Below are 25472 nucleotides of genomic sequence, written 5' to 3' on the forward strand. Positions count from 1 at the left end.
GCCCGGGCCGGCGGGGCGGACGGCGACATCGACGATCACAAGGATGACCCGCGTCCCAGCCGCTCCCGCAACCCACGCCCAGGCCTCCCGCGAGCGCCGCGACATCGTCACCGGCGCGGTGACCGACGAGGCTCGCCTCGTCCGCTTCGTCGCCGGTCCCGACGGGGTCGTGGTTCCCGACCTCGGCCGCAAGCTGCCGGGTCGCGGGCTCTGGGTCGCGGCCGACCGCGCCTCGGTCGAGACGGCCGCCCGCAAGGGCCTGTTCTCGCGCGCGGCCAAGACCAAGCTGACGGCGCCGGCCGACCTGGCCGATCAGGTCGAGGCGCTGCTTTTACGACGGGTTCTAAACGCCCTGGGCCTTGCGCGGCGCGCCGGCGATCTTACCTGGGGTTTCGAGAAGGCCTCCGCCGCGGTCGAAGCGGGCAAGGCGGCCTGGCTGGTCGAGGCCAGCGACGGCGCGGCCGACGGCCGGCGCAAGATGTTGCAGGCCTCTCGCCGGGCCCCGAACGCGCCCCGTCTGCTGGGGGTTTTCGCGTCCGGCGAATTGGGTTTGGCCTTAGGGCTGGATAATGTGATACACCTCGTCTTCCTTGCGGGGCGAGGTTCCGACCGCTGGACGGCAGACGTCGAGCGGCTTTCGGGCTTCCGCCCGCTCCTTCCTGAGAGTTGGCGCGAGGAGCCTTGAGAAGGGCGGGGCGATCTGCGGTCGCCTGCGGCCCTTTTCGCACATGGATTGTTCAGGTGAGCCGCCTCCTTCGCGGAGGGCGGCGGGTATGTAAAGCGAGCGGATGAGCGACGCGAACGACAATGAAAACCGCCCCGGCGGGCGGACGCCGTTGACCCTGAAGCCGCGCGCGGGCGCGGTCAGCGCGGGCACGGTGAAGCAGAGCTTCAGCCACGGCCGCTCCAAGACCGTGGTGGTGGAGACCAAGCGGCGCCGCGTCGACGGCCCGCAGGGCGGCGTCAACCTGGCCGCTCCGTCGAACGCCGAGCGCCGTCCCGAGCCGCGCCCGCAGGGCGGCGGCCAGCAACGGCCGTCCGCGCCGTCGTCGCAATCGCACCTCGGCCTGTCGCAGGACGAGCTTCGCGCCCGCCAGCGCGCCATCGAACTGGCGCGCGAGCAGCAGGAGCGCCAGGTCGCCGAACGGCGCGACCAGGAAGAGCGCGTGCGCGCCGAGGACGAGCGCCGTCGCCGCGAGGCCGAGGCCAAGGCCGCCGCCGAGCGCGCCGCCGCCCAGCCGGCGCCCGCCCCGGTCCAGCCCGCGGCCCCCGCGCCGCAGCCGGTCGCCGCCGCGCCGCAAGCGCCCGTCCAGGCCCAAGCCCCGGCTCAGGCTCCGGCCCCGCAGGCCGCCGCGCCGCGCGCCGAGGCGCCCCGGGCCGAGCCCCCCCGTGCGGAAGCCCCGCGCGCCGAGGCCCCGCGCCCGGCCGCGCCGCAGCGCAGCTACGAACAGCGCCGCGAGGACGTCCGTCGCGACGACCGCAGCTCGACCACCACCTATCGCCCGCAGCCGAGCTTCGGCCAGCGCGCGCCGCGCGAAGGCGACCGGCCGCGTCCTGAGTTCCGCAACGAACGCGCCCCGCGCGAGGGCGGCTACACCCAGCGCCCGCCGCGCGACGGCGACCGGCCCCGCGGCGACCGCCCGCAAGGCGACCGTCCCCAGGGCGACCGTCCACCGCGCGCCGGCGAGACCGTCCGCTATTCGGCCCTGGCGCCGCGTCCCGCCGGCCCCCGTCCGGGCGGCCCGCGTCCCGGCGGCCCCGGCGCCCGGCCCGCCGCCGCGCCGGCGACGCCGGAAGTGCAACGCGCCACCCGCCAGGCCCCTCCGGGCGCCGGCAAGGACCGCCGTCCGTCCGAGATCGACGACGAGGCCGCGATCAAGCGCGCCAAGGGCGCTCCGGCTCCCAAGGCCGTCAGCCGGGTCAAGGGCGCGCCCCAGCGCCGCGAAGGTCGTCTGACCATCCAGGCCGTGGCCGGCGACGGCGAGTCCGCCGACCGCATGCGCTCGCTGGCCTCGGTCCGCCGGGCCCGCGAACGCGAGAAGGAAAAGCGCCGGGGCGGCGCCCAGGAACAACAGAAGGTCGCCCGCGACGTGGTCATTCCCGACGTCATCACCGTCCAGGACCTGTCGCAGCGCATGGCCACCCGCGCCGTGGACGTGATCAAGTTCATGATGCGCCAGGGCATGATGCTCAAGGTCAACGACGTCCTCGACGCCGACACCGCCGAGCTGATCGCCACCGAGTTCGGCCACAACGTCACCCGCGTGTCGGAATCCGACGTCGAAACCGGCTTCCTCGACGCCGAGGACCATGACGACCACCTGCTGCCGCGTCCGCCGGTCGTGGCGGTGATGGGCCACGTCGACCACGGCAAGACCAGCCTGCTCGACGCCCTGCGCTCGGCCGACGTGGCCGGGGGCGAGCACGGCGGCATCACCCAGCACATCGGCGCCTATCAGGTGCGTCTGGAAGACGGCCAGCGGGTCACCTTCCTCGACACGCCCGGCCACGCCGCGTTCAGCGCCATGCGCGCCCGCGGCGCCAACGTCACCGACATCGTGGTGCTGGTGGTGGCCGCCGACGACGGCGTCATGCCCCAGACGATCGAGGCCATCCAGCACGCCAAGGCGGCGGACGCCCCGATCATCATCGCGGTCAACAAGATCGACAAGCCGGACGCCGACTCGACCCGCGTGGTCAACGAGCTGCTCCAGCACGAGATCGTGGTCGAGAGCCTGGGCGGCGACACCCAGTTGATCGAGGTGTCGGCCACCAAGAAGATCGGCCTCGACAAGCTGATCGACGCCATCCTGGTCCAGGCCGAGATCATGGACCTCAAGGCCAACCCCGACCGCACGGCCGAGGGCGTGGTCATCGAGGCCAAGCTCGACAAGGGCCGCGGCGCCGTGGCCACCGTGCTGGTCAAGCGCGGCACGCTCAAGCGCGGCGACATCGTCGTCGCCGGCTCGAACTGGGGCCGCGTGCGCGCCCTGATCAACGAGCGCGACGAGCAGGTGGCGCAGGCCGGCCCGTCCGAGCCGGTGGAGGTGCTGGGCCTCGACGGCGCGCCCTCGCCCGGCGAAGCCATGGCCGTGGTCGAGAACGAAGCCCGCGCCCGCGAGCTGACCGAGTACCGCATCCGCCAGAAGCGCAACAAGACCTCGGTCAACCCGGTGGCCGCCGGCGTGTCGCTGGCCGACATGATGGCCAAGCTGCAGGACAAGAAGGTCAGCGAACTGGCGCTGATCATCAAGGCCGACGTGCAGGGTTCGGCCGAGGCCATCGTCACCTCGCTCGACAAGCTGGGCACCGACGAGGTCCGCGCGCGGATCATCGCCTCGGGCGCCGGCGCCATCAACGAGAGCGACGTGCTGCTGGCCAAGGGCGCCGGCGCGCCGATCCTCGGCTTCAACGTCCGCGCCTCCAAGCAGGCGCGCGAACTGGCCGAGCGCGAGGGCGTCGAGATCCGCTACTATGCGATCATCTACGACCTGCTCGACGACATTAAGTCGGTGATGTCCGGCATGCTGTCGCCGCTGCTGCGCGAAACCTTCCTCGGCAACGCCGAGGTGCTCGAGGTGTTCGACATCACCAAGGTCGGCAAGGTCGCCGGCTGCAAGGTCACCGAGGGCTCGGTCCGCAAGGGCGCCAAGGTCCGCATCGTCCGCGACGGCGTGGTGGTGCTGGAGCTGGGCACGCTGCAGACGCTCAAGCGCTTCAAGGACGAGGTCAACGAGGTGCCCTCGGGCCAGGAATGCGGCATGGCGTTCCAGGGCTTCCAGGACATCAAGGTCGGCGACACCATCGAGTGCTTCACCGTCGAGACGGTGCAGCGGTCGCTCTAGGCGATCCGATCAAGACGACGAAAGAAGGCGCGGACCGCAAGGCCCGCGCCTTTTTCGTTCGCCGCGTGCGGCCGCGCCCTCGCCACGGCCCCAGGAACGGACGGGGGCGCCCCGCCCCGCCGATCCGCGACCTTGGCCGCCAGGCGCCCTGCTAGTCGTCGCCGGCGGCGGCGCGGATGAGGCGCAGGACGGAGCGGCGAACGGCGGGGCTCTTGATCGAGCGGTAGGCGGCGACCAGGCCGGCGAGCTCGTCCTCGGCCCGCCGCTCCGGATCGGCGCCGTCGGCGGGCGGCGAGATGCGGGATCGTTTGGCCAAGGCGCGGTCTCCGGTCACGGGCGGGAAGGTGGAAGCTTGGAAGGGCGGCGGGAGCGGGCCATCCAGCCGCGAAACGGTGGATCGTCAGACCCGTACGGCGAAAGCCGATCGAGCCCTCGCCGGGCCAGCTCGCCGGGACGCGCCCGCGATCTGCATCAACCTCGTCTTCGGCCATGCGGGGGCTCCCGGCGCAAGCGCTCGGTCCGGCCGCTGCAGCGGCCGGCTGGTGTTCAAAAGGAATGCCGCTAAACTGAAACGAATTTCGCCGACCAAGTCAACGAAATTCCGCCACCTAAGGAAGAATTTCGTTCAGATGATCGTCGCGCCGCAAGTCCGAATGGCTCGTGCAGCCCTTGGCATAAGCGTTCGCGAACTCGCTCAGCGCTCCGGAGTGGCCGATTCCACGATCCTTCGGTTCGAGACGGGGCGAGGCGGCATACTCGCGGCCAATCTCCATCGCATCCAGGCCACGTTGGAAGAAGGCGGCGTCATCTTCATCGGACCAGACGCCGACGGCGGCCCCGGCGTGCGGTTGAAGGCTTAAACCGTCGTCACGGCTTGGCAGGATATCCACCAGGGGGAAGGCCGATCTCCCCAGACAGGCGTGTTCGCCCTCCACGGGCTGACGAAGGCCGCGTTGCGCCACGAGCTGCCGTTGGCGGCGCACCAGATTCCGGACATTCAGTCGCCAGCGCTAATGGCGAAACCCGACCCGTTGCGGATATTGGCGCTGGCTGCATTGGGCAGTCTAGATTGGCACAATGACCCAGGACCAGATCGAAGCCGCCTTGGCCGCCGCCCTCACTGCAAACGGCTCCGGGCCACTGCCATTTGAGCAGATGATGGACCTGATCGAACTCGGCCGATCGCGCGGTCTATCCGTTTCAACCATTGATGCGACTTGTGACAATGGGCGGTGGCCAAGATCGGACCTGGGCTTCCATGTCGGTAGCGAAGAACTTGATCGTATGGCTGACGACCTTTCGGCGCGGGCTGACACCACGGCTGAATGGGCTAAAGAGAGCTACAGGACGATGATTGTCGAGGACGGCGTCGAGTTTGAGGTGTGGTTCTGGCGCGACTAGATCATCTCGATCAGCATGTCTCGCAACCACCCTTTCCCGTCGAACGTAGCGTCGGCTCCAGAGGGCCCGACAGCGCCACTTGCGGCCGTTGGGATCGCTCCAGATTCCAGACATCATCATCACGTTGGGATTGACCACCTTCTTGCCACCCGGCGTGGTCGCTACTGGGGTGCGGTCGGCCACGAACACCGCGCATTCGCGGATCTTACGCAGAATAGTCTCGGCAGCCGGCGGCGAGCCCGGCACGTTACTGGTGTCGGAGTCGACCTCCGGTCGCTCGGCGTCCTCAAGGTCAGGATGACTGGTCAGCTGTTCGCCAGCGACATCGAGGGCCGTGCGGACGAAATGGCGGCCGGAGGCCTGATGGGTGTCGCTCTGTCACGATCAGAAGACTTTTACGCCCTCCTCCAAATCAGCCGACGCCACCTCATATTCTTACATAGGCGAGCGAATTGGGAGCCCTGGATGACGGGCGATCCTATGCCGTAGCCTCAGACGCCTGATCATCTTCATTTTCATCGTCATCGCCCGCGAACATAGGATTTTTACCAGCCAAGATCGCCCGCAACCGCCTGAGACTTTGTTCGCTCCAACTACTCATGCTGGTGCCTTCCTTCTCCGCCCTCATCCGCGCGAGAACGGTGTCAGCGTCGAACAACTGGTCGAGCGAAGAACGGTCCGCGCTGTAGCCCGGCGGGACGATCAGACCCGCAATGGAGGCGCGCGCCTCATGGCCCTCTAACTGCGCGGTAAGCGACTTACGAAGGTCGTCGTCCCAGTTGACGTGAAGCGCAAGCTGGGACCAAGCTGCTTTGACGTGGTGCGTCGAGCGTTGCGGTCGGCTAAGGGCTCCTTGCGGTCCTTGGGACCGTCCGTTTCCGGGTAGCTTCGCGCAGTAATCTCGGACGTCAGCGGTGGGCTCCGTCCGACGACCGGAGCGGGCTCTTAGTTGACCTTGGAGAGGTCCGCGTTGCGGGAAGAGCGCAGCGTTTAAGCGCGGCGCGCCTCCCCGCCTTGATCCCGCCCGCGTTCGGCTCCATCAAGCGGGGCGACAGGGATGGGATCGTGCGATGACCTCACGCTTCAAGCCGACGGCCGCCGCCCTGGCGGTCCTGCTGGCGGCCGGCCTCGCCGGCGGCCGGGCCGAGGCCGCGCGCAAGATGTATTCCTACGACGCCGCCTCCGACCTGACGCGCGCCTTCGTCTATGACGGCCTGACCATCATCTTCGAGAAGGGCCTGACGGGACAGAGGGTCGAGCGGGTGCTGTCGACCGGCACGCAGGGCGAGGCGGCGCTGAAGCCGGCCTCGGGCGGCGACCTGGGCAAGGGCGGTCTGGCGGCCGTGCTGGAGCCGGGGGCCGAGGAGCGCGACCTTTACCTCGTCACCGACGCCAAGGACGGGCCGGCCTTCATCCGCGCCGCCTGCCGGGTGAAGACCAAGGGCTGGCTGGCCTTCGGCCGCCTGCGCGCGGGCGAGCCGCTGCGCATCCACGCCATCGGCCTCGACCCGGCCACCGGCCAGGCCCGCCGCTGCGCCACCTGGGAGTTCACCTTTCACGGCGAATGGCCGCTGGAGGCCCTGGGGAACCTGAACCGCGCGCCGACCCCGCCGCCCAACTCTATTCGCACGCCCAATTGACCTGAGCGGTGTTAGGCTGCCCGTCCAAAGCCTTGGGAGGGGCGCAGATGGATCACGCCGCGCTGGCCGAGTATGCGCGTTCCGACTTCACCGACGCGGCGGGCCGCTGGACGCGGCCGGTGTTCCGCCGGGGCCAGGGGCCGGCGGTGATCATCATCCACGAGATGCCCGGCCTGCATCCGCTGGTGGTCCGCTTCGCCGACCGGGTGGCCGAGGCCGGCATGACCGTGGCCCTGCCCAGCCTGTTCGGCGAGCCGGGGCGCGAGCCCAGCCTGGGCTATGGCCTGGGGACCATCCTCAAGGCCATCTGCATCCGCCGCGAGTTCGACGTGTGGGCGGCCGACCGCTCCAGCCCGATCGTCGACTGGCTGCGCGAGCTGGCGCGGGCGCTGCACGCCGAATGCGGCGGGCGCGGCGTCGGGGCGGTGGGCATGTGCTTCACCGGCAACTTCGCCCTGGCGATGATGACCGAGCCGGCGGTGGTCGCCCCGGTGCTGGCCCAGCCGTCCCTGCCGCTGGGCGGCAAGAACGCGGCGGCCATCGGCGTCTCGGCGGCCGAGATCGGCTGCGCCCGCCGGCGCATGGCCGAGGAGGACCTGTCGATGATCGGCCTGCGCTTCACCGGCGATCCCTTCGTGCGCGACGGCCGGTTCCAGGCGCTGCAGGACACGTTCGGCGAGCGGTTCGAGGCCATCGAGATCGACCCCGCCGACGCGCGGCCCGACCCGCGGCTGAAGCATCCGCACTCGGTGCTGACCTTGAACCTGCGCGACGACGACCCCGACGGGCCGACCAAGACGGCCGAGCGGCGGGTGATCGCCTTCTTCAAGGAACGCACCGCCCCGCAGGACGCCATCGCGCCGGCGCCTTGATGCCGCCTTGGCTCCGGGCGATAGGTGCGCCCGACGATTCCACCGCTGCGGAGGCGAGCATGACCCGGTTTTCCCGCGCCGTCCCGGCCCTCGCCCGGACCGCCGCCTTGGCCGCCGCCCTGGCGGCCGGCGCGGCGCTGTCCGGCTGCGCCACCGCCGCGCGCTACGACGCGGCCGGCGACGTGCACGCCCTGCTGGTCGCCATCCGCGACAACGACAAGGCGGCGTTCGACGCCCATGTCGACAAGCGGGCCCTGAAGGCCCAGCTGGAGACGCAGATCCTCGACCGCGCGCAGAAGGCCCAGGGCGGCGACGCGATGCGGGCCCTGGGCGCGGCCTTCGCCCAGCCCCTGGCCGACCTGGCCGGCGAAGCCCTGATCCGGCCGCAGACCTTCCGCGCGGCGGCGGAATATTACGGCTATCGCCCCGGCCAGCCGATCCCCGACCGCCTGACCCTGGCGGCGGCGTTGAAGCCGCAGGGCGACGGCACGGTCTGCGCCAAGCGCCGCAACGACGGGCCCTGCCTGATGACCTTCGCCAACGAAGGCGGCGCCTGGCGGCTGGTCGCCGTCGCCCCCGACATGGCCAAGGTCAAGGGGCTCTGAGGAACACCCGCGCCGTCATGCCGGACAGGCGGGGCGAGCCGAAATCGCTTTCCCTTTTCGGCGCCGCGCACTAAAAGCCCGGCCTTTCCGGCCTGACACCGGCGTTCGACCCTCCGGCAGGCGATAAGGACTTCCCATGAAGCGTCATTCCCATGGCGCGCGCGGCTCCGGCCGCCGCGACGCCCCCACCGGTCCCAGCCAGCGGCAGCTGCGCGCGGGCGAGCTGATCCGCCACGCCCTGGTCGAGATCCTCCGCGAGGAGGAGATGCAGGACCCCAGCCTGGCCGGCGTCTCGGTCACCGTCACCGAGGTGCGCATGAGCCCCGACCTGCGCCACGCCGTCTGTTTCGTCGAACCGCTGGGCGGCGCCCGCGCCGACGAGGTGGTCGGCGGGCTGAACCGCGTCGCCCGCTTCCTGCGCGGGCGGCTGGGCCACGCCATCGACATGAAGTTCACCCCCGACCTGAAGTTCGTCCACGACGAGAGCTTCGACGCCGCCGCCCAGATGAACCGGCTGTTCGACGACCCGCGCGTGCGGGCCGACCTCGCCCGCGAGGACGACCCGGACGGGGCCCAGGACTGATGGGCCGCCGCAGAAAGGGCGATGCGGTCAGCGGCTGGCTGGTGCTGGACAAGCCGCACGACATGGGCTCGACCACCGCGGTCACCCGGGTGCGGCGGCTGTTCAACGCCCAGAAGGCCGGCCACGCCGGCACCCTCGACCCGCTGGCCACCGGCGTGCTGCCCATCGCCCTGGGCGAGGCGACCAAGACCGTCGCCCACCTGGTCGAGGCCGACAAGGCCTACCGCTTCACCATCGAGTGGGGGACGACCACGGCCAGCTTCGACCGCGAGGGCGCGATCACCGCGACCAGCGACGTGCGCCCGACGCGCGAACAGGTCGAGGCCGTCCTGCCGGCCTTCGTCGGCGAGATCGACCAGGCCCCGCCAGCCTTTTCGGCCATCAAGGTCGACGGCGAGCGCGCCTACGACCTCGCCCGCGAGGGCGTCGAGTTCGAGCTGGCCGCCCGCAAGGTGACCATCCACGACGCCCGCGTCATCGACCAGCCCGACGCCGATCATGTCGAGATCGAGATCGCCTGCGGCAAGGGCACCTATGTCCGCTCGATCGTCCGCGACCTGGCCGTCATGCTCGGCGCCTGCGGCCACGTGTCGGCCCTGCGCCGGGCCCAGGTCGGCCCGTTCGACGAGGATCGGGCGATAACGCTGGAATTTCTGGAGGATTTGTGCCAGAAGGGCCGCGGTTTGGAGGCTTTGCTTCCGGTCGAGACCGCGCTGGACGACATCCCGGCGCTGGCCGTGACCACGGAAGACGCCTTCAGGCTCTCGCAAGGTCGAGCGATCGTTCTGCTTCCCAGACAGGTCGAAACGTTGAAGGCCTGCCTTACAGGCGGGTCCCGAACCGTTTTGGCGACGCAAGGGGGACAGGCGGTTTCGATCTGCGAGCTGCGCGCCGGGCAACTGTCGCCCGTCCGCGTGTTCAACCTTTGACTCTTTAGGAGACCCCGATGTCGATTACGGCCGACCGCAAGGCTGAACTGATCACCACCCACGCCCGTTCGACGGGCGACACGGGTTCCGCCGAAGTGCAGGTCGCGATCCTCTCCGAGCGCATCGCCAACCTGACCGAACACTTCAAGACCCACAAGAAGGACAACCACTCGCGCCGCGGCCTGCTCAAGCTGGTCTCGCAGCGCCGGTCGCTCCTCGACCACCTCAAGAAGTCCGACCAAGGCCGCTACCAGGCCCTGATCGAAACCCTGGGTCTGCGCCGCTAGTTCAAAACGGGGTCCGAACGCCAGGCGTTCGGGCCCCGTCGCTTATCCCGCCGCCCGCCTGCGACAGGCCAGGGGCGCGGCGGCTTACTTGAAGGGCCGCGGATGCGGCCCGCAACGTCCGCCGGGGGTCCTGAAACCCTCGCCGGCCTGTCGCAAGGATGAGGATTCCGCGCCCGCCGATCCGGCCGGCCGCCCCTGTCCGCCCCGCGGGGAATGGGCCTCGCGGACTGAGAAAGATCCGAAATGTTCGACATCAAACGCAAAAGCATCGAGTGGGCCGGCCGCAAGCTGACCCTCGAAACCGGCCGCATCGCGCGTCAGGCCGACGCCGCCGTCCTGGCCACCTATGGCGAGACCACCGTGCTGGCGACCGTCGTCGCCGCCCGCGCGCCCAAGCCCGGCGTGGACTTCTTCCCGCTGACCGTCAATTACCAGGAGAAGACCTTCGCCGCGGGCAAGATCCCCGGCGGCTTCTTCAAGCGCGAAGGCCGCCCGAGCGAAAAGGAGACCCTGGTCTCCCGCCTGATCGACCGTCCGATCCGCCCGCTGTTCGTCAAGGGCTTCAAGAACGAGACCCAGGTCGTCGTCACCGTCCTCAGCCACGACCTCGAGAACGATCCCGACATCGTCGCCATGGTCGCCGCCTCCGCCGCCCTGACCCTGTCGGGCGTGCCGTTCATGGGCCCGATCGGCGCCGCCCGCGTCGCCTTCATCGACGGCGAGTACGTGCTGAACCCGACCCTCGACCAGCTTGGCGAAGCCAACAAGATGGACCTGGTCGTCGCCGGCACCCAGGACGCGGTCATGATGGTCGAGTCCGAGATCCAGGAACTGACCGAAGAGCAGGTGCTGGGCGGCGTGATCTTCGCCAGCAAGGGCTTCCAGCCGGTCATCGACGCCATCATCGAACTGGCCGAGCACGCCGCCAAGGAGCCCTGGGACTTCGTCGCCGAAGACCTGACCCCGCTCGAAGACAAGATCAAGGCCCTGGTCGGCGCCGACCTGAAGGCCGCCTACAAGCTGACCGCCAAGATGGAGCGCCACGCCGCGCTCAGCGCCGCCAAGGCCAAGGCCGGCGAGGCGCTGCTGAAGTCCGAGACCAACCCGGACGGCTATGACAGCCTGAAGTTCGGCGCGGCCTTCAAGGAATGCGAAGCCTCGGTCCTGCGCCGCGACGTGCTGGAGACCGGCGTGCGCATCGACGGCCGCCCGGTCGACAAGGTGCGTCCGATCGTGTCGGAAGTCGGCGTCCTGCCGCGCGCCCACGGCTCGGCCCTGTTCACCCGCGGCGAGACCCAGGCCCTGGTCGTGGCCACCCTGGGCACCGGCGACGACGAGCAGTGGATCGACGCGCTGGAAGGCACCTACAAGGAAAACTTCCTGCTGCACTACAACTTCCCCCCCTATTCGGTGGGTGAGACGGGCCGCATGGGCTCGCCAGGCCGCCGCGAAATCGGCCACGGCAAGCTGGCCTGGCGCGCGATCCGGCCGATGCTGCCGGCCAAGACCGACTTCCCCTACACCATCCGCCTGGTGTCGGAGATCACCGAGTCCAACGGCTCGTCGTCGATGGCCACGGTCTGCGGCTCGTCGCTGGCGCTGATGGACGCGGGCGTGCCGCTGCAGAAGCCGGTCTCGGGCATCGCCATGGGCCTGATCCTGGAGAAGGACGGCTATGTGGTGCTGTCGGACATCCTGGGCGACGAAGACCACCTGGGCGACATGGACTTCAAGGTCGCCGGCACCGCCGACGGCATCACCTCGCTGCAGATGGACATCAAGATCCCCGGCATCACCGAGGAGATCATGAAGAAGGCCCTGGGTCAGGCCCAGGCCGGGCGCATGCACATCCTCGGCGAGATGAACAAGGCGATCGACGGCGCCCGCGCCGAGATCGGCGAGTACGCCCCGAAGATCGAGACCATCCAGATCCCCACCGACAAGATCCGCGAAGTGATCGGCACCGGCGGCAAGGTCATCCGCGAGATCGTGGAAAAGACCGGCGCCAAGGTCGACATCCAGGACACCGGCGTGGTCAAGGTCTCGGCCTCGGACGGCGCCAAGATCAAGGCGGCCATCGACTGGATCAAGTCGATCACCTCGGAGCCGGAAGTCGGCGCCATCTATGACGGCAAGGTCGTCAAGGTGGTCGACTTCGGCGCCTTCGTGAACTTCTTCGGCGCCAAGGACGGCCTGGTCCACATCAGCCAGATCAGCAAGGAAAAGGTCGCCAAGACCTCGGACGTGCTGACCGAGGGCCAGATCGTCAAGGTCAAGCTCATGGGCTTCGACGATCGCGGCAAGACCAAGCTGTCGATGAAGGTCGTCGACCAGGAGACCGGCGAAGACCTGACCAAGAAGGAAGAGATCAAGCCGGAAGAAGCCGTCGCCACCTGAGGCGACGCTTCCGATCCGTAGATCGGCGACGGGCGGCTCCGCGAGGGGCCGCCCGTTTTGCGTTTTCGGCGTCCCGGCCGCGGCGAGCCGCCGGTCCGGGAAGACGGCGGCTGGCTACAGGTGCCGCACCGTCAGCCCGCCGCCCCAGGCGTCGTTGAGATAGCCGGCGACCAGGGCGCGGTGGCAATGGTGCGCCTCATGCTCCGAGCACAGCAGGCAGCCGGCCTCGAACAGGCCGGGATCGTATTCGCGCTCGACGTGGCGGTCGGCCATCAGGTCGAGGAACCGGCGTGAGAAATCGGCCCAGGACAGGCTTTTCTTCTTCTTGAAGGCGTCGAACAACGCCTCGTCCGGCGCGAGGTCGGGGGCGTGCACATAGTCCAGGCCGGCGACCCGGCGGGCGAAGAAGGCCAGGTCCGGCGTCTTGGCGAAGCCGGCCAGCTGCGAGGTGTTGGACAGGCGCACGTCGATCAGCCGCCGGACGCCCGCGCCCTCGAGCCGGCCGAAGAAGTCCTCGGCCGTCGATTGGGTGAAGCCTATGGTGAACAGCGTCATGGCGGCCTCAGCTCAGCGGGTAGTCCCGCTCCAGACGGTAGCGCGAGCCGTCCTCGCCCATCCAGCTCGAATAGAGGCCGAAGGCGGCGACGCGGAAGGGCGGTGAGCGCAGCAGGTTGTTGCCCTGGATCCAGGCGGCGACCTGGGCCGGATCGGGCCGGCGCAGATAGGCCATGGTCACGTGCGGATTGTAGTTGCGGGTCTCGGGCTTGAGCCCGGCCCGGCGGGCGGCCGTCTCGCAGGCCCTGGCCAGGCGGCGCAGGCCCGCGTCCTCGGCCACCCCGGCCCAGACGGCGTGGATGTCCGCGCCCTCGCCGAAACAGCCGGCGCCGTCGAGCGACAGGTCCAGCGGCTCGCCCGACACCGTCGACAACTCGGCGTCGAGGTCGGCGGCGACGTTCTCGGCGACGTCGCCGAAGAACCGCAGGGTGATGTGAAACGCCTCCAGAGGCCGCCAGCGCGCGCCCTGGACGCCATGCTGGCGGCCGAGCAGCCCTTCGCCGATCTCCTCGGGGACATGGATGGCGGCGAACAAGCGGATCATGACGCGGCCCTCGGCTGGGGTGAGCGGGAGAGGGAGTCCTCGGAACGGGATCCTACGGACAGGGGTTCGGCTGCTGGACGTGCAGGGCGTCCACCGCCGCCTCCAGCGCCTCGCTCCAGTCGAGGTCGAAGGCGTCGATGTCGTCCTTGAGCTGCGCCATGGTGGTGGCGCCGATGATGGTCGAGGTGGTCCAGGGCCGGGTGTCGACGAACTTGAGCGCCAGCTGCACCGGGCTGATCCCCTGCGCGGCGGCGAGGTCGAGATAGCCCTGGATCGCCCGCTCCGCGCCGGGCCCCTCGTACCGCTGGCCGCGGTTGTAGAGCGCCTTGCGCGAGCCGGCCGGCAGGGCGCCCTTCTGGTACTTGCCGGTCAGGAAGCCCTGGGCCAGGGGCGAATAGGCCAGGAGGCCGACCTGCTCGCGCAGGGCGATCTCGGCCAGGCCGTATTCGAAGGTGCGGTTGACCAGATGATAGGCGTTCTGGATCGAGGCGATGCGCGGCAGGCCGCGCTTCTCGGCCTCGGCGACGAACCGCATCACCCCCCAGGGGCTTTCGTTCGACACGCCGACATGGCGGATATTGCCCTTCTTCACATGGGCGTCGAGGGCCTCCAGGATCGCCTCGAACGGCTCGAAGTCCTGGGCGTAGTCGTGGAAGGTCATGCCGCCGAACACGCGGATGGCGCGGTCGGGCCAGTGCAGCTGGTAGAGGTCGATATAGTCGGTCTGCAGCCGCTTCAGCGACTTCTCCACCGCCTCGTCGATCTGGGCGCGGGTCTGGCGGGTGATCGGGTCGTTGTCGCGGGTCCAGGCCATCGGCGAGCGGCCGGCGACCTTGGAGGCCAGCACCACCTGGTCGCGCTTGCCGCTCTTGGCGAACCACGAGCCGATGTAGCGCTCGGTCGAGCCCTGCGTCTCCGGCGTGGGCGGCGAGGCGTACATCTCGGCCGTGTCCCAGAAGTTGATCCCGCGCTCCAGGGCGTAGTCCATCTGGGCGTGGGCCTCGGCCTCGCTGTTCTGGCTGCCCCAGGTCATGGTGCCCAGGCACACGCGGCTGACCTGCAGGCCGGTGCGGCCCAGTTCGGAATAACGCATGAGCAGTCCCCGCTTCGTTCGCGCCTAGTGTAGGGATCGACGGCCCGCCCACAAATTGAAACCTGACGGAACCGTCATCTTGTCCGCTCTTGCGTCGGATCGCCCCGACCCCGATATTTGACGCGCGTCCGTTCCCGGGCGCGAGACAAAGGGCAAGTTTTAGATGAGCGACTTCAACCGCGGATATTCCGTCAGCGCCGGCCGCGCCGACATGTCGGTGGACGCGGGGCTGCGCGCCTTCATGCTGGGCGTCTACAACAAGGTGGCGATCGGCCTGCTGCTGTCGGCCGCCCTGGCCTATGCGACCTCGGCCTTCCCGCCGGTGACCCAGCTGCTGTACGTGCTGACGCCCGATGGGCGCCTGGCCGGCTTCACCCTGCTCGGCACCCTCCTGCGCTTCGCGCCGTTGGCCATCATCCTGGTCTCGATGTTCGCCATGCGCAATCCGAGCCCGGCCACCTCCGGCTTCCTCTATTGGGCGATCGTCGCCACCATCGGCGCCTCGTCCGGCGTGTGGGTGCTGGCCTATACCGGCGCCTCGGTGTTCATGACCTTCCTGATCACCGCCGCCGGCTTCGGCGCGCTCAGCCTGTGGGGCTACACCACCAAGCGGGACCTGACCGGCTTCGGCAGCTTCCTGATGATCGGCCTCGTCGGCCTGATCCTCGCCTCGCTGGTGAACATGTTCATGCACCTGTCGGCGCTCAAGTTCATCATCAACATCGTCGGCGTGCTGATCTTCGCGGGCCTGATCGCCTACGACACCCAGCGCCTGAAGATGACCTACTACCAGCTGGGCGGCGACCAGGCGGCTATGGGCGTGGCCACCAACTACGGCGCGCTCAGCCTGTACCTGGACTTCATCAACCTGTTCCAGTTCCTGATGTCGCTGCTGGGCAGCCGCCGCTAAGCCGGCCGCTCCCGAGCTGAGAATGTCAAAGCCCCGGCGGTCCCCGCCGGGGCTTTTTCCTGGCCGCTGCTTCGCCGGCCCCCTACTCCACCACCGCGAACAGGCCGCCGTTGGCCTTGCGGTCGAACACCCGCAACACCTGATCCAGTTCATGGCCCCGGCGGACGATCAGGCCGCCCTGGGCGATGACCGACCAGGCGCCCTGGCGACGGGCCAGGCCCGGCCGCTTCTCGATCCGGTAGAGGGGGGCCTCGCCCGAGCGGCGGAAAACGCAGAACACCGCCGCCTCGCGCAGCCCGGCCATGGCGTAGTCGCGCCACTCGCCCGCGGCCACCATGCGGCCGTAGAGACGAAGCAGCCGATCGAGTTCGCGCCGTTCGAAGAAAACGGCGCCGCCCGGCTGATCGGAGGCGGACCCTTCCAAGCTCATGCGACACGCAGGCTAGCGCGGTTCGCCGACGATGGGAAATCGCCGGCCGCCGCCCCGGCGTCGTCGGCGTGGCGAGACCGCCACGCTGTTAATCTTTATGAGAATCCGTTCATCTGGGGTCATGAAATGACCTTAATTCGGTCTCGCCGCCGCCGGTTTGGCCCAGCATTTTAACACTGTCGACTGACCGGGAGCCTTGTGGTCCTGGATCCTGAACAGCCCCCCCAGCCCCCCACGGATTGCGGGCTTTCGGTCGGTCGGCGCACTCTTCGGCGCAGCCCCAAGCGCTGAGATCCAAGTCAAAGTGACGCCCGCGCGAATCCCCTCCCCAGCGCGGGCGTCATTTTGTCTGGAGCCGCCCCCTTCAGGAACGAGATTGGATCGCGGCCGCCGAGGCCGGATCAGGTCGCCGGCTTGGCCGGCTTGGCCTGCTTCAGGGCCAGGATGCGGCCGGTCTTGACCGCCTGCACCACCACCACCGCGGCCAGGCCGTCGTCGTCGGCCTCGGGCACGGCGTAGGTGCGCGGCCGGCCGGCCCATGGGCCGAGCTTGACCAGTTGGCGCACGACATTGCGATGGACGACGGTCTTGCCGCGGTTCTCGCCGCGCTTGACCTCGACCTGCTGCTCGTGCGGGTCGTAGCGGATCAGCCAGACCTCGGCGCCGCCCTTGGGCGACGGGCCGCTGCCGACGGCGATGCGCGCGCCGGCGCGGGTGAAGGCCATGTCCGGCGGATCGGCCGCCGCCTTGGCCGCGTCCTTGATCAGCTTGTCGACCCGCTCGGGATGGCCGCCGGCGGTCTGGAACCGGCCGTCGACGATCACCTGCGGGGTGTAGACGTCGCGCAGGGCCAGCTTCTTGGCGTAGGCCCGCTGGCGCTCGGAGAACTCGGGCGCGGCGAAGGTGTCCTTCCAGCCCAGATAGTCCCAGTAGTCGACCGAGAAGGTCAGCGGCAGCACGCCGGACCGGTCGGCCAGGGCGTCGACCGCCTCGTTGGCCTTGATGCAGGCCGAGCAGCCCTGGGCGGTGTAGAGCTCGACCACCACGGGCGCCTTGGCCATGGCCGGCGGCGACGCCGCGACGGCGGCGACCAGGGCGAGGGCGGCGAAGAGCGATGTCGGGAAGACTGCAGGACGCATGGCGATGCAATTAAGCGAAGTTGCCCAGCCTATGCGCCTCACGAGACTGTGAGCAAGCGCCGATAGCGGGCGGAGGAGGCGCAGGCGCCCCCTCCGCCGCCGCATCACGCCGCGTCGCCGCGCGCGAGGTTGCGCAGCACGTAGTTCAGCACGCCGCCGTTCTTGAAGTATTCAAGCTCGGTGGGAGTGTCGATGCGGCAGATCACCGGGAAACGGGCGATCTTGCCGTCGGTCGGGCGGTAGAGTTCGACCGTCAGGGTGCGGCGCGGGCTGATGTCGTTCAGACCGCGGATCGAGACGATCTCCTCGCCGGTCAGGCCGAGCTTCTGCCACCCATCGACCTTGAACTGGAGGGGCAGCACGCCCATGCCGACCAGGTTCGAGCGGTGGATGCGCTCGAAGCTCTCGGCGATGACCGCGCGCACGCCCAGGAGCTTGGTGCCCTTGGCCGCCCAGTCGCGCGAGGAGCCGGTGCCGTATTCCTTGCCGGCGAAGATCACCAGCGGGCGGCCCTCGGTCTGGTAACGCATGGCCGCGTCGTAGATGGCCATGGTGTCGCCGGACGGGAAGTGCTTGGTCACGCCGCCTTCGATCTCCGGCGTGATCCTGTTGCGGATGCGGATGTTGGCGAAGGTGCCCCGCATCATCACTTCATGGTTGCCGCGACGCGCGCCGTAGGAGTTGAAGTCCAGCGGGCCGACCTGATGCTGCATCAGGTATTCGCCGGCCGGCGAGGTCTTCTTGATCGAACCGGCCGGGCTGATGTGGTCGGTGGTGATCGAGTCGCCGAAGATGCCCAGCACGCGGGCCTCGACGATGTCGGTCACCGGGGCCGGGGTCATCGACATGTCGGTGAAGTAGGGCGGGTTCTGCACGTAGGTCGAGGTCGGGTCCCACGAATAGGTCTGGCCGCCGGCCACCTGGATGCCCTGCCAGTGCTCGTCGCCGGCGAAGACGTCGCCGTAGCGCTTGTCGAACATCGCCTTGGTGACGACCTTGCGCTGCAGCTCGGCCACTTCCTCGCTGGTCGGCCAGATGTCCTTGAGGAACACCGGCTGGCCCTTCTTGTCCTCGCCGAGCGGCTCGTTGGCCAGGTCGATCTTCATCGAACCGGCCAGGGCGTAGGCCACCACCAGCGGCGGCGAGGCCAGGTAGTTGGCGCGCACGTCGGGGTTCACGCGGCCTTCGAAGTTGCGGTTGCCGGAGAGCACCGACACGGCGACCAGATCGCCGTCCTGCACCGCCTTGGAGATCGGCTCGGGCAGCGGGCCGGAGTTGCCGATGCAGGTGGTGCAGCCGTAGCCGACGAGGTTGAAACCCAGGGCGTCGAGCGACTTGGTCAGGCCGGCCTTGGCCAGGTAGTCGGTGACCACCTGCGAGCCGGGGGCCAGCGAGGTCTTCACCCACGGCTTGGCCTTCAGGCCCTTCTCGACCGCCTTCTTGGCCACCAGGCCCGCGGCCAGCAGCACCGAGGGGTTCGAGGTGTTGGTGCACGAGGTGATGGCGGCGATGACCACGTCGCCGTTGCCGACGTCGAACTTCTCGCCGGCCACCGCCGCGCGGGCGGCGTCGGCGGACTTGCCGAACTCGCCGGTCAGGGCCTCGCCGAACTTGGCGGCCGCATCGCTGAGCAGCACGCGGTCCTGCGGGCGCTTGGGGCCGGCCAGCGACGGCGACACCGTCGAGATGTCCAGCTCCAGGGTGTCGGTGAACACCGGGTCGGCGGCGCCTTCCTCATGCCACAGGCCCTGTTCCTTGGCGTAGGCCTCGACCAGGGCGACGCGTTCCTTCTCGCGGCCGGTGGCCGTCAGATAGTCGATGGTCGCCTTGGAGACCGGGAAGAAGCCGCAGGTGGCGCCGTATTCGGGGGCCATGTTGGCGATGGTCGCCTGGTCCTCGATGGTCAGGTGGTGCAGGGCCTCGCCGTAGAACTCGACGAACTTGCCGACCACGCCCTTCTTGCGCAGCATCTGGGTGACGGTCAGCACCAGGTCGGTGGCGGTGGCGCCTTCCGGCAGCTTGCCGGTCAGCTTGAAGCCGATGACCTCGGGGATCAGCATCGGGATCGGCTGGCCGAGCATGGCGGCCTCGGCCTCGATGCCGCCGACGCCCCAGCCCAGGACCGACAGGCCGTTGACCATGGTGGTGTGGCTGTCGGTGCCGACGACGGTGTCGGGATAGGCGACGTCGTCGCCGTCGACCTTGGCGGTCCACACGGTCTGGGCCAGGTATTCCAGGTTCACCTGGTGGCAGATGCCGGTGCCCGGGGGCACGACGCGGAAGTTGTTGAAGGCCGACGAGCCCCAGCGCAGGAAGCGGTAGCGCTCCAGGTTGCGCTGATATTCCTTGTCGACGTTCTCCTCGAACGACTTGGCGGTGCCGAAGAAGTCGACCATCACCGAGTGGTCGATGACCAGGTCGACCGGGTTCAGCGGGTTGATCTTTTCCGGATCGGCGCCGAGCTGGGTCATGGCGTCGCGCATGGCGGCCAGGTCGACGACGGCGGGGACGCCGGTGAAGTCCTGCATCAGCACGCGGGCCGGGCGGAAGCTGATCTCGTGTTCGGTCTTGCCGCGGTTCTCGAGCCAGGCGGCGACGGCCTTGAGGTCGTCCTCGCGCACCGAGACGCCGTCTTCGTTGCGCAGCAGGTTCTCCAGCAGAACCTTCATCGACACCGGCAGGGTCGAAACCCCGTTCAGGCCGGCTTCCTCAGCGGCGCGGAGGCTGTAATAGACGTATTTGCGCTTGCCGACTTTCAGTTCGCGCCGTGTTTGCAGGCTGTCTTTGGACGCCATTGGAGAAGGACCTTTCTCTCTGTTCCAGGCCGCCCGAACATCGGACGCCAGACCCAGCGCTGCTCGAAGCGGACACACAGCGTCCGCCCCGGCGCGGCGTAGGCCTCGCACGGCCGCGCGTGTCATAGACCCGCGCGGATTAATCGTCCATGCGGCCGGCGTGGATATTCGCTGCGGATGATTTCCAGCCTGCATATCGAGGACCTGGCCGTCGACCGCGGAGACCGGCGGCTGTTCGCCGGGTTCGGCCTGGACCTGCGCGCCGGCGAAGCCGTCGCCCTGGTCGGGCGCAACGGCGCGGGCAAGACCAGCCTGCTGCGCGCCGTGGCCGGCTTCGTGCGGCCGGCGGCGGGCCGGGTGCGGTTCGCCGGGGCGGCCGGCGACCTCGATCCCGACGAGGCCCGGAGCGGCGGCGTGCACCTGCTCGGCCACCACGACGGACTGAAGACCACCCGCACGGCTTGGGAGGAGCTGTTGTTCCAGGTGCGCTGGACCGGCGGTTCGCGGGCGGGGGCCGAGGCCGCCCGCGAGCGGCTCGACCTCGGGCCGCTGTGCGACCTGGAGGTGCGCAAGCTGTCCGCCGGCCAGCGGCGGCGGCTGGCCCTGGCGCGGCTGGTCGCCAGCCCGCGCGCCCTGTGGCTGCTCGACGAGCCGCTGGCCCCGCTCGACGCCGCGCGCCGGGCCGCCTTCGGCGCCCTGATGGCCGAGCACCTGGCCGGCGGCGGCCTGATCCTCGCCGCCGTGCACGACCCGCTGCCGATCGCCGCGCGCGAGGCGGAGATCGGCGCATGACCGGCTTCCTCGTCCTCTTCCGGCGCGAGCTGGCCCTGGCCTGGGGCCGCGGCGGCGGGCCCTTGCTGGCCCTGGCCTTCTTCGCCTGCACCGCGACCCTGCTGCCCCTGGCGGTGGGTTCGCAGCCCGCCCGGCTGGCGGCGGTGGCGACGGGCAGCGCCTGGCTGGCCCTGGCCCTGGCCTCGCTGCTGTCGCTGGAGCGCCTGTTCGCCCAGGACTATGAGGACGGCGCCCTCGACCTGCTGGCGCTGGGGCCCGCGCCGCTGGAGGCGGTGGCCTTCGCCAAGTGCCTGGCGCAGTGGCTGGCGGCCGGCGCGCCCCTGGCCTTCGCCGCGCCGCTGGCGGCGATCGCGCTGGGCGCCTCGACCGCCCTGGCCCCGCTGATCTTCGTCGCCGCCCTGGCCGGCGGCCTGGGCTTTTCCTTCACCGGCGGGATCGGCGCGGCCCTGAGCCTGGGCGGCCGCCGGGGCGGGGTGCTGATCGCCGTCATCGTCCTGCCGCTGTTCGCCCCGCCGGTGATCTTCGGCGCCGGCGCGGTCGAGGCCATGGCCGGCGGCCTCGACTGGCGGACCGGGCTGATGCTGCTCTGCGCCTACAGCCTGGCCGCCGTCGCGCTCGGCCCCTTCGCCATGGCGGCGGCCTGCCGCAACGCCCTGTCCTGACCCGGAGACGCCGGGTCTGAAGGAGGGGCCGCTTGCGGCGGTTCGGCGCCAAGCCTTTGCCCGCGCGCAACAAAACGACAGGCGGCGGACATCCGCAGGCAAACTTGACCGGTTGTATAGCGAGACAGGGACGACACTCTGTCGGAGACGACCACCTGATGATTAAGACCTGCAAAGCGTTGATCGCCTGCGCCGCCTCGGCCGCCGCCCTGTGCGTCGCCGCGGTCGCCGTGGCCCAGGACGCTCCCGCCCCGGCCCAGCGTCCGGGCGTGGCCAAGTTCCAGGAACGCACGGAGGCGCGCCAGGCCGAACGGGCCCGGGCCCTGCACGACGTCCTCGGCATCCGGCCGAACCAGGAAGCCGCCTTCCAGGCCTTCCAGGCGGCGATGAGACCCGAGCGCCGCGATCATGGCCAACCACCGGCCCCGGCGGCGACCACGCCCGAGCGGTTGGACCGCATGGCCGCACGCATGGCCGAGCGCCAGCAGGCGTTCCAACGCCGCGCCGAGGCGATCAAGCGCTTCTACGCCCAGCTGACCCCCGAACAGCAGAAGTCGTTCGACGCCCTGCAGACGCTCGGCCACGGCGGGCGCGGCCATGACGGCCACGGTTTCGGCGACAAGATGGGCGGCCCGCCCTCCGGCGGACCGCGCGGCGCCGGCGAACTCTAGGCTCGAGCCCACGGGGACGGCGGCGCGGAACGCCGCCGTCCCCGCTTGAGGACAAGCCGCCCGCCTGGGGCGGCCCGCCGCGTCGAGCGGCTTTTCCTCGACCCGAAAGCGCGCTAGGTCGCGCTGATGATCCAGGCCCTGGCCTTCCTGACCAACCCGCAACGCTTCCTGGCGTTCTCGCGCTGGGCGGCCCCGCTGTTCGGCGTGCTGGCGGCCGGGCTGCTGCTGGCCGGCCTGTGGCTCGGCTTCTCGGCCCCGCCCGACTACCAGCAGGGCGCGACGGTGCGGATCATGTTCATCCACGTGCCGGCGGCCTGGATGAGCCTGTTCTGCTACGCCTGCCTGGGCGCGGCCAGCTTCCTGGGCCTGGTGTTCCGCCACGCCCTGGCCGAGGCCGCCGCCCGCGCCGCCGCGCCGCTGGGCGCGGCCTTCACCCTGCTGGCCCTGCTCACCGGTTCGCTGTGGGGCCGGCCGATGTGGGGGACGTGGTGGGTGTGGGACGCGCGGCTGACCTCGGTGTTGGTGCTGTTCCTGTTCTATCTCGGCTACATGGCCCTGCTGGCCGCCATCGACGACGAGGCGCGGGCCAATCGCGCCGCCGCCATCCTGGCCCTGGTCGGCCTGGTCAACCTGCCGATCGTCCACTGGTCGGTGAACTGGTGGAACACCCTGCACCAGCCCGCCTCGGTGCTGCGCCCCGGCGGCTCGGCCCTGGCGCCGGTCTATCTGTGGCCGCTGCTGATCATGGCCCTGGGCTACATGGCCCTGTTCGGGTCGTTGTGGCTGGTGCGCATCCGGGGCGAGGTCTGGCGCCGCCGCGCCGCCGCCCTGGCCGTCCAGGCCGCGGGCCGGAGTTGACCCCATGATCGATCTCGACGTCGGCAAGTACGGGGCGTTCGTCTGGCCGGCCTACGCCGCCACGGCCGCGGCCCTCGCCTGGATGGTCGCCGATTCCCTGATCCGCGCCCGCCGCTGGCGACGCGAGGTCGAACGACGCGAGGACGGCCGGCGCGAGGCCGAGCCGACCGGGCGGGGCCGCTGAGATGAAACGCTGGATCGCCGTCCTGCCCCTGGCGGCCCTGGCCGCCCTGGCCGTGCTGTTCGTGGGCTATTCCCTGCACCGCAATCCGCAGGTCCAGCCGGACGCCCTGGTCGGCCAGGCCGCGCCCGACCTGACCCTGCCCGCCCTGGACGGCGGCCGGCCGGTCCGCCTGCGCGAGGCCGCGGCCGGGGGGCCGGTTCTGGTCAACCTGTTCGCCTCGTGGTGCGCCCCCTGCGAGGTGGAGCATCCGGCCCTGCTGGCCCTCAAGAGCCAGGGCGTGCGCATCGTCGGGATCGCCTACAAGGACGCGCCGCAGAACACCCAGGCCTTCCTCGGACGGCTGGGCGACCCGTTCGGCCAGGTGCTGGTCGACCGCGACGGCCGCGCCGGGGTCGAGTTCGGCATATCCGGCGTGCCCGAGACCTTCCTGGTCGGCGCCGACGGAACCATCCTGGCCAAGCATGCCGGGCCGCTGACCCCCGAGGCGGCCGAACGGCTGCTCGACAGGGCCCGGCGCTGATCCAGAGCCCGGCGTTAACCTTTCGCTAACCACAATCGCCCGACCCTGCCGGCGTTAACCTTTCGCCGCAGGCCGCCGCCTTGACCGCCGTCCGTCCTCCATCGCCGCCGACCGCCGCGTCGATCCAGCGCCCCGCCGCGCGATCGAACGAGGCCGCGCGCGCGGCCCAGAGAGCGTTCTTCCAGGCGGCGGTCGGCGCGGCGCCCGCGCCCCAGGCCCCGGCCCAGGCCCAGGCCCAGGCCGCCCAGGCGGCGGCGCGGCCCGCCCAGGTCCAAGCCCAGGCCAGGACCCAGGCGGCCGCTCCCGTCCAGACAGCTTCTTCCCAAGCGGCCAAGCCCGCGGCCGCGACGGCCGCGGCCCAGGGTCAGGCCGGCGCCGAGGCCCCCCACCGGCTGCTGCGGCCCGGTTCGCTGGTCGACATCCGCGTCTGAGGCGCGGCGGCCTCAGGCCGCCTTCTTCTGCTTCTTCTTTTTCTTCTCGGGCTTGTCGGCCTTGGCCGCGCCCGCGGCCTTGGCCGGCTTCAGCTTGGCCACCTTGGCGGCCTTTTCCGGCTTGTCGGCCTTCTTTTTCTTCTTCTTCTCCTCGGCCTCGCCACGCTCGGCCCGGTCGGCCAGCTTGTCGGCGGCGTGGGCCATGTCGCGCAGGGTGGCCAGGAAGCCTTCGCGCTTGCCGGCCGGCAGCAGGCTGAGGATGCGATGATCGGCGGCGGCCACCCGGGGCGCGGCCTCGACCAGGACGGCGCGGCCCGCTTCGGTCAGGCTGACGGTGTTGGCGCGGGCGTCGGCGGCCGACCGCTCGCGGCCCAGCAGGCCCTTGCCGATCATCCGCGCCACCATGTCGGCCAGGGTCGAGCGGTCGATGCCGGTGGCCTTGACGAGGTCGGTCTGGCTGAGGCCCTCATGGGCGGCGACGGCGGTGAGCACGGCGTACTGTCGCTGGGTCACGGCGCCGGCGCCGGTCTCCTCGGCGTAGAGGTCGAGGGCGGCCTGCAGCGCGCGGTGCAGCAGGTGGCTCGGCGAACGGTCCAGCGCATCGCCGGCTCCCTTGCCGTCGGATTTCGCTTTCGCCATCGTCTGGTCCCCTTGAGACACCCCGTCGAGCGGGGCGGACGATAACGCGGGTCTGCGTCGATTTGACGACAGACGATCCGTGGGCGGCCGGAACCGAGCCCGCGCTGGGCCGCCTTGCCTGGCGCGCGGACGGGGCCCACAGTGCGGGCATGGCCGCCGCCTTGCAACCTTCGTTTCATCTGGGCACGCCCGAGGGCGACGAGCGCGAGCGCCGCATCTGCGGCCATTGCGGCTTCATCGACTATGTGAACCCCAAGATCGTCGTCGGCTCGGTGGCCGCCTGGGGCGAGGGCGAGGACGCCCGCCTGCTGCTGTGCCGGCGGGCCATAGAACCGCGCGCCGGCTTCTGGACCTTGCCGGCCGGGTTCATGGAGGAGGGCGAGACGGTCGAGGAGGCCGCCCGCCGCGAGGCGCGCGAGGAGGCCGCGGCCGAGATCGAGATCGACGCCGTGCTGGCGATCTATTCGATCCCGCGCATCAGCCAGGTGCAGATCATGCACCGGGCGCAGCTGGCCGTTCCCGATGTCGCGCCCGGGATCGAGAGCCTGGAGACGACGCTGTTCGCCTGGGACGACATTCCGTGGGCGGACCTGGCCTTCCCGTCCGTGCACTGGGCGTTGGGCCACTGGCGCCGCGTGCGCGGCCAGGCCGCCTTTGCCCCGTTCGGCAATCCGGTCGAGGGGCTGTAGC

Annotated in this window: 28 protein-coding genes; 20 read left to right on the forward strand and 8 right to left on the reverse strand. The window is 70.2% G+C overall.

Annotated features, from left to right (window positions below):
• Positions 1 to 43: 43 nt before the first annotated feature.
• Complete coding sequence (locus C5708_RS05620) at positions 44 to 685, forward strand: RNA-binding protein (RefSeq protein ID WP_242918728.1); 642 nt, start codon at positions 44 to 46, stop codon at positions 683 to 685.
• A gap of 103 nt (positions 686 to 788) precedes the next feature.
• Positions 789 to 3845, forward strand: coding sequence for a translation initiation factor IF-2 (gene infB / locus C5708_RS05625; RefSeq protein WP_242918730.1), 3057 nt, complete (start codon positions 789 to 791; stop codon positions 3843 to 3845).
• A gap of 151 nt (positions 3846 to 3996) precedes the next feature.
• Here the strand turns inward: infB and C5708_RS05630 are convergent, their stop codons facing one another.
• Positions 3997 to 4161 carry a hypothetical protein gene (locus C5708_RS05630; protein ID WP_242918732.1) on the reverse strand — a complete coding sequence of 55 codons (165 nt, stop codon included), beginning with the start codon at positions 4159 to 4161 and terminating at the stop codon, positions 3997 to 3999.
• A gap of 337 nt (positions 4162 to 4498) precedes the next feature.
• On the opposite strand from C5708_RS05630, the gene C5708_RS05635 reads away from it, so the two are divergent.
• From C5708_RS05635 to pnp, 9 genes are all read left to right on the forward strand, one after another.
• Positions 4499 to 4705, forward strand: coding sequence for a helix-turn-helix transcriptional regulator (locus tag C5708_RS05635; RefSeq protein WP_242919640.1), 207 nt, complete (start codon positions 4499 to 4501; stop codon positions 4703 to 4705).
• A gap of 217 nt (positions 4706 to 4922) precedes the next feature.
• A complete protein-coding gene (locus C5708_RS05640; RefSeq protein WP_242918734.1) occupies positions 4923 to 5246 on the forward strand; it encodes a hypothetical protein in 324 nt (107 codons plus the stop codon).
• Between the two features lie 1070 nt (positions 5247 to 6316).
• Positions 6317 to 6886, forward strand: a complete 570-nt coding sequence (locus C5708_RS05645; RefSeq protein WP_242918735.1) for a hypothetical protein — start codon at positions 6317 to 6319, stop codon at positions 6884 to 6886.
• A gap of 47 nt (positions 6887 to 6933) precedes the next feature.
• A complete protein-coding gene (locus C5708_RS05650; protein WP_242918737.1) occupies positions 6934 to 7758 on the forward strand; it encodes a dienelactone hydrolase family protein in 825 nt (274 codons plus the stop codon).
• 59 nt (positions 7759 to 7817) lie between these two features.
• Positions 7818 to 8363 (forward strand): DUF2939 domain-containing protein, encoded by a 546-nt coding sequence (locus tag C5708_RS05655; protein ID WP_242918739.1) that lies wholly within the window; start codon positions 7818 to 7820, stop codon positions 8361 to 8363.
• A 136-nt stretch (positions 8364 to 8499) separates the two neighbouring features.
• Positions 8500 to 8946 (forward strand): 30S ribosome-binding factor RbfA, encoded by a 447-nt coding sequence (rbfA, locus tag C5708_RS05660; protein ID WP_242918741.1) that lies wholly within the window; start codon positions 8500 to 8502, stop codon positions 8944 to 8946.
• Complete coding sequence (gene truB / locus C5708_RS05665) at positions 8946 to 9875, forward strand: tRNA pseudouridine(55) synthase TruB (protein WP_242918743.1); 930 nt, start codon at positions 8946 to 8948, stop codon at positions 9873 to 9875. Before rbfA ends, truB begins: the two co-directional genes overlap by 1 nt.
• A gap of 17 nt (positions 9876 to 9892) precedes the next feature.
• Positions 9893 to 10162: a 30S ribosomal protein S15 gene (gene rpsO, locus C5708_RS05670; protein WP_242918745.1), complete on the forward strand. Its 270-nt coding sequence runs from the start codon at positions 9893 to 9895 to the stop codon at positions 10160 to 10162.
• A gap of 243 nt (positions 10163 to 10405) precedes the next feature.
• Complete coding sequence (gene pnp / locus C5708_RS05675) at positions 10406 to 12559, forward strand: polyribonucleotide nucleotidyltransferase (protein ID WP_242918753.1); 2154 nt, start codon at positions 10406 to 10408, stop codon at positions 12557 to 12559.
• Positions 12560 to 12673: 114 nt separating this feature from the next.
• On the opposite strand, the gene C5708_RS05680 is transcribed toward pnp, so the two are convergent.
• Genes C5708_RS05680 through C5708_RS05690 form a run of 3 tightly spaced genes read right to left on the reverse strand, consistent with a single transcriptional unit; the run spans position 12674 to position 14751 of the window.
• A complete protein-coding gene (locus C5708_RS05680; protein ID WP_242918755.1) occupies positions 12674 to 13114 on the reverse strand; it encodes a DUF488 domain-containing protein in 441 nt (146 codons plus the stop codon).
• A 7-nt stretch (positions 13115 to 13121) separates the two neighbouring features.
• Entirely contained in the window at positions 13122 to 13658 is a 537-nt protein-coding gene (thpR, locus tag C5708_RS05685) for an RNA 2',3'-cyclic phosphodiesterase (RefSeq protein WP_242918757.1), read from the reverse strand.
• Positions 13659 to 13710: 52 nt separating this feature from the next.
• Entirely contained in the window at positions 13711 to 14751 is a 1041-nt protein-coding gene (locus tag C5708_RS05690) for an aldo/keto reductase (RefSeq protein WP_242918759.1), read from the reverse strand.
• 163 nt (positions 14752 to 14914) lie between these two features.
• Here C5708_RS05690 and C5708_RS05695 point away from each other — a divergent pair, with 163 nt between their 5' ends.
• Positions 14915 to 15661, forward strand: a complete 747-nt coding sequence (locus tag C5708_RS05695) for a Bax inhibitor-1/YccA family protein (RefSeq protein WP_242918761.1) — start codon at positions 14915 to 14917, stop codon at positions 15659 to 15661.
• An 82-nt stretch (positions 15662 to 15743) separates the two neighbouring features.
• Here C5708_RS05695 and C5708_RS05700 read toward each other — a convergent pair whose 3' ends face one another.
• The 3 genes from C5708_RS05700 to acnA all read right to left on the reverse strand — a co-directional run bounded on the left by C5708_RS05700 (position 15744) and on the right by acnA (position 20025).
• The gene (locus C5708_RS05700; RefSeq protein WP_242918763.1) at positions 15744 to 16091 is read right to left on the reverse strand and encodes a DUF2794 domain-containing protein; all 348 of its coding nucleotides are present in this window, start codon (positions 16089 to 16091) and stop codon (positions 15744 to 15746) included.
• A gap of 401 nt (positions 16092 to 16492) precedes the next feature.
• Entirely contained in the window at positions 16493 to 17230 is a 738-nt protein-coding gene (locus C5708_RS05705) for a DUF1223 domain-containing protein (protein ID WP_242918765.1), read from the reverse strand.
• 104 nt (positions 17231 to 17334) lie between these two features.
• Entirely contained in the window at positions 17335 to 20025 is a 2691-nt protein-coding gene (acnA, locus tag C5708_RS05710) for an aconitate hydratase AcnA (RefSeq protein ID WP_242918767.1), read from the reverse strand.
• 177 nt (positions 20026 to 20202) lie between these two features.
• Between acnA and ccmA the strand changes: the two genes are divergently transcribed.
• From ccmA to C5708_RS05745, 7 genes are all read left to right on the forward strand, one after another.
• Positions 20203 to 20817 (forward strand): heme ABC exporter ATP-binding protein CcmA, encoded by a 615-nt coding sequence (ccmA, locus tag C5708_RS05715; RefSeq protein ID WP_242918769.1) that lies wholly within the window; start codon positions 20203 to 20205, stop codon positions 20815 to 20817.
• Positions 20814 to 21479: a heme exporter protein CcmB gene (ccmB, locus tag C5708_RS05720; RefSeq protein ID WP_242918771.1), complete on the forward strand. Its 666-nt coding sequence runs from the start codon at positions 20814 to 20816 to the stop codon at positions 21477 to 21479. The genes ccmA and ccmB overlap by 4 nt, the downstream gene beginning before the upstream one ends.
• A gap of 158 nt (positions 21480 to 21637) precedes the next feature.
• Entirely contained in the window at positions 21638 to 22150 is a 513-nt protein-coding gene (locus tag C5708_RS05725; RefSeq protein WP_242918773.1) for a Spy/CpxP family protein refolding chaperone, read from the forward strand.
• 126 nt (positions 22151 to 22276) lie between these two features.
• Complete coding sequence (locus C5708_RS05730) at positions 22277 to 23008, forward strand: heme ABC transporter permease (protein WP_242918775.1); 732 nt, start codon at positions 22277 to 22279, stop codon at positions 23006 to 23008.
• A 4-nt stretch (positions 23009 to 23012) separates the two neighbouring features.
• Positions 23013 to 23192 carry a heme exporter protein CcmD gene (gene ccmD / locus C5708_RS05735; protein ID WP_242918777.1) on the forward strand — a complete coding sequence of 60 codons (180 nt, stop codon included), beginning with the start codon at positions 23013 to 23015 and terminating at the stop codon, positions 23190 to 23192.
• Position 23193: 1 nt separating this feature from the next.
• The gene (locus tag C5708_RS05740; RefSeq protein ID WP_242918778.1) at positions 23194 to 23712 is read left to right on the forward strand and encodes a DsbE family thiol:disulfide interchange protein; all 519 of its coding nucleotides are present in this window, start codon (positions 23194 to 23196) and stop codon (positions 23710 to 23712) included.
• Between the two features lie 80 nt (positions 23713 to 23792).
• The gene (locus C5708_RS05745) at positions 23793 to 24143 is read left to right on the forward strand and encodes a hypothetical protein (protein ID WP_242918780.1); all 351 of its coding nucleotides are present in this window, start codon (positions 23793 to 23795) and stop codon (positions 24141 to 24143) included.
• 12 nt (positions 24144 to 24155) lie between these two features.
• On the opposite strand, the gene C5708_RS05750 is transcribed toward C5708_RS05745, so the two are convergent.
• Positions 24156 to 24782, reverse strand: coding sequence for a MarR family winged helix-turn-helix transcriptional regulator (locus C5708_RS05750; protein ID WP_242918782.1), 627 nt, complete (start codon positions 24780 to 24782; stop codon positions 24156 to 24158).
• Positions 24783 to 24943: 161 nt separating this feature from the next.
• On the opposite strand from C5708_RS05750, the gene C5708_RS05755 reads away from it, so the two are divergent.
• The gene (locus tag C5708_RS05755) at positions 24944 to 25471 is read left to right on the forward strand and encodes an NUDIX hydrolase (protein WP_242918784.1); all 528 of its coding nucleotides are present in this window, start codon (positions 24944 to 24946) and stop codon (positions 25469 to 25471) included.
• Position 25472: the final 1 nt, after the last annotated feature.

Source organism: Caulobacter sp. CCUG 60055, from assembly GCF_022750545.1.
Classification (GTDB): domain Bacteria; phylum Pseudomonadota; class Alphaproteobacteria; order Caulobacterales; family Caulobacteraceae; genus PUIC01.

Excerpts from the sequence above, each read along its gene's own strand:
- C5708_RS05620 (WP_242918728.1), top strand. The coding sequence starts at position 44 with ATGACCCGCGTCCCAGCCGCTCCCGCAACCCACGCCCAGGCCTCCCGC.
- infB (WP_242918730.1), top strand. The coding sequence starts at position 789 with ATGAGCGACGCGAACGACAATGAAAACCGCCCCGGCGGGCGGACGCCG.
- C5708_RS05635 (WP_242919640.1), top strand. The coding sequence starts at position 4,499 with ATGGCTCGTGCAGCCCTTGGCATAAGCGTTCGCGAACTCGCTCAGCGC.
- C5708_RS05640 (WP_242918734.1), top strand. The coding sequence starts at position 4,923 with ATGACCCAGGACCAGATCGAAGCCGCCTTGGCCGCCGCCCTCACTGCA.
- C5708_RS05645 (WP_242918735.1), top strand. The coding sequence starts at position 6,317 with ATGACCTCACGCTTCAAGCCGACGGCCGCCGCCCTGGCGGTCCTGCTG.
- C5708_RS05650 (WP_242918737.1), top strand. The coding sequence starts at position 6,934 with ATGGATCACGCCGCGCTGGCCGAGTATGCGCGTTCCGACTTCACCGAC.
- C5708_RS05655 (WP_242918739.1), top strand. The coding sequence starts at position 7,818 with ATGACCCGGTTTTCCCGCGCCGTCCCGGCCCTCGCCCGGACCGCCGCC.
- rbfA (WP_242918741.1), top strand. The coding sequence starts at position 8,500 with ATGAAGCGTCATTCCCATGGCGCGCGCGGCTCCGGCCGCCGCGACGCC.
- truB (WP_242918743.1), top strand. The coding sequence starts at position 8,946 with ATGGGCCGCCGCAGAAAGGGCGATGCGGTCAGCGGCTGGCTGGTGCTG.
- rpsO (WP_242918745.1), top strand. The coding sequence starts at position 9,893 with ATGTCGATTACGGCCGACCGCAAGGCTGAACTGATCACCACCCACGCC.
- pnp (WP_242918753.1), top strand. The coding sequence starts at position 10,406 with ATGTTCGACATCAAACGCAAAAGCATCGAGTGGGCCGGCCGCAAGCTG.
- C5708_RS05680 (WP_242918755.1), bottom strand. The coding sequence starts at position 13,114 with ATGACGCTGTTCACCATAGGCTTCACCCAATCGACGGCCGAGGACTTC.
- thpR (WP_242918757.1), bottom strand. The coding sequence starts at position 13,658 with ATGATCCGCTTGTTCGCCGCCATCCATGTCCCCGAGGAGATCGGCGAA.
- C5708_RS05690 (WP_242918759.1), bottom strand. The coding sequence starts at position 14,751 with ATGCGTTATTCCGAACTGGGCCGCACCGGCCTGCAGGTCAGCCGCGTG.
- C5708_RS05695 (WP_242918761.1), top strand. The coding sequence starts at position 14,915 with ATGAGCGACTTCAACCGCGGATATTCCGTCAGCGCCGGCCGCGCCGAC.
- C5708_RS05700 (WP_242918763.1), bottom strand. The coding sequence starts at position 16,091 with ATGAGCTTGGAAGGGTCCGCCTCCGATCAGCCGGGCGGCGCCGTTTTC.
- C5708_RS05705 (WP_242918765.1), bottom strand. The coding sequence starts at position 17,230 with ATGCGTCCTGCAGTCTTCCCGACATCGCTCTTCGCCGCCCTCGCCCTG.
- acnA (WP_242918767.1), bottom strand. The coding sequence starts at position 20,025 with ATGGCGTCCAAAGACAGCCTGCAAACACGGCGCGAACTGAAAGTCGGC.
- ccmA (WP_242918769.1), top strand. The coding sequence starts at position 20,203 with ATGATTTCCAGCCTGCATATCGAGGACCTGGCCGTCGACCGCGGAGAC.
- ccmB (WP_242918771.1), top strand. The coding sequence starts at position 20,814 with ATGACCGGCTTCCTCGTCCTCTTCCGGCGCGAGCTGGCCCTGGCCTGG.
- C5708_RS05725 (WP_242918773.1), top strand. The coding sequence starts at position 21,638 with ATGATTAAGACCTGCAAAGCGTTGATCGCCTGCGCCGCCTCGGCCGCC.
- C5708_RS05730 (WP_242918775.1), top strand. The coding sequence starts at position 22,277 with ATGATCCAGGCCCTGGCCTTCCTGACCAACCCGCAACGCTTCCTGGCG.
- ccmD (WP_242918777.1), top strand. The coding sequence starts at position 23,013 with ATGATCGATCTCGACGTCGGCAAGTACGGGGCGTTCGTCTGGCCGGCC.
- C5708_RS05740 (WP_242918778.1), top strand. The coding sequence starts at position 23,194 with ATGAAACGCTGGATCGCCGTCCTGCCCCTGGCGGCCCTGGCCGCCCTG.
- C5708_RS05750 (WP_242918782.1), bottom strand. The coding sequence starts at position 24,782 with ATGGCGAAAGCGAAATCCGACGGCAAGGGAGCCGGCGATGCGCTGGAC.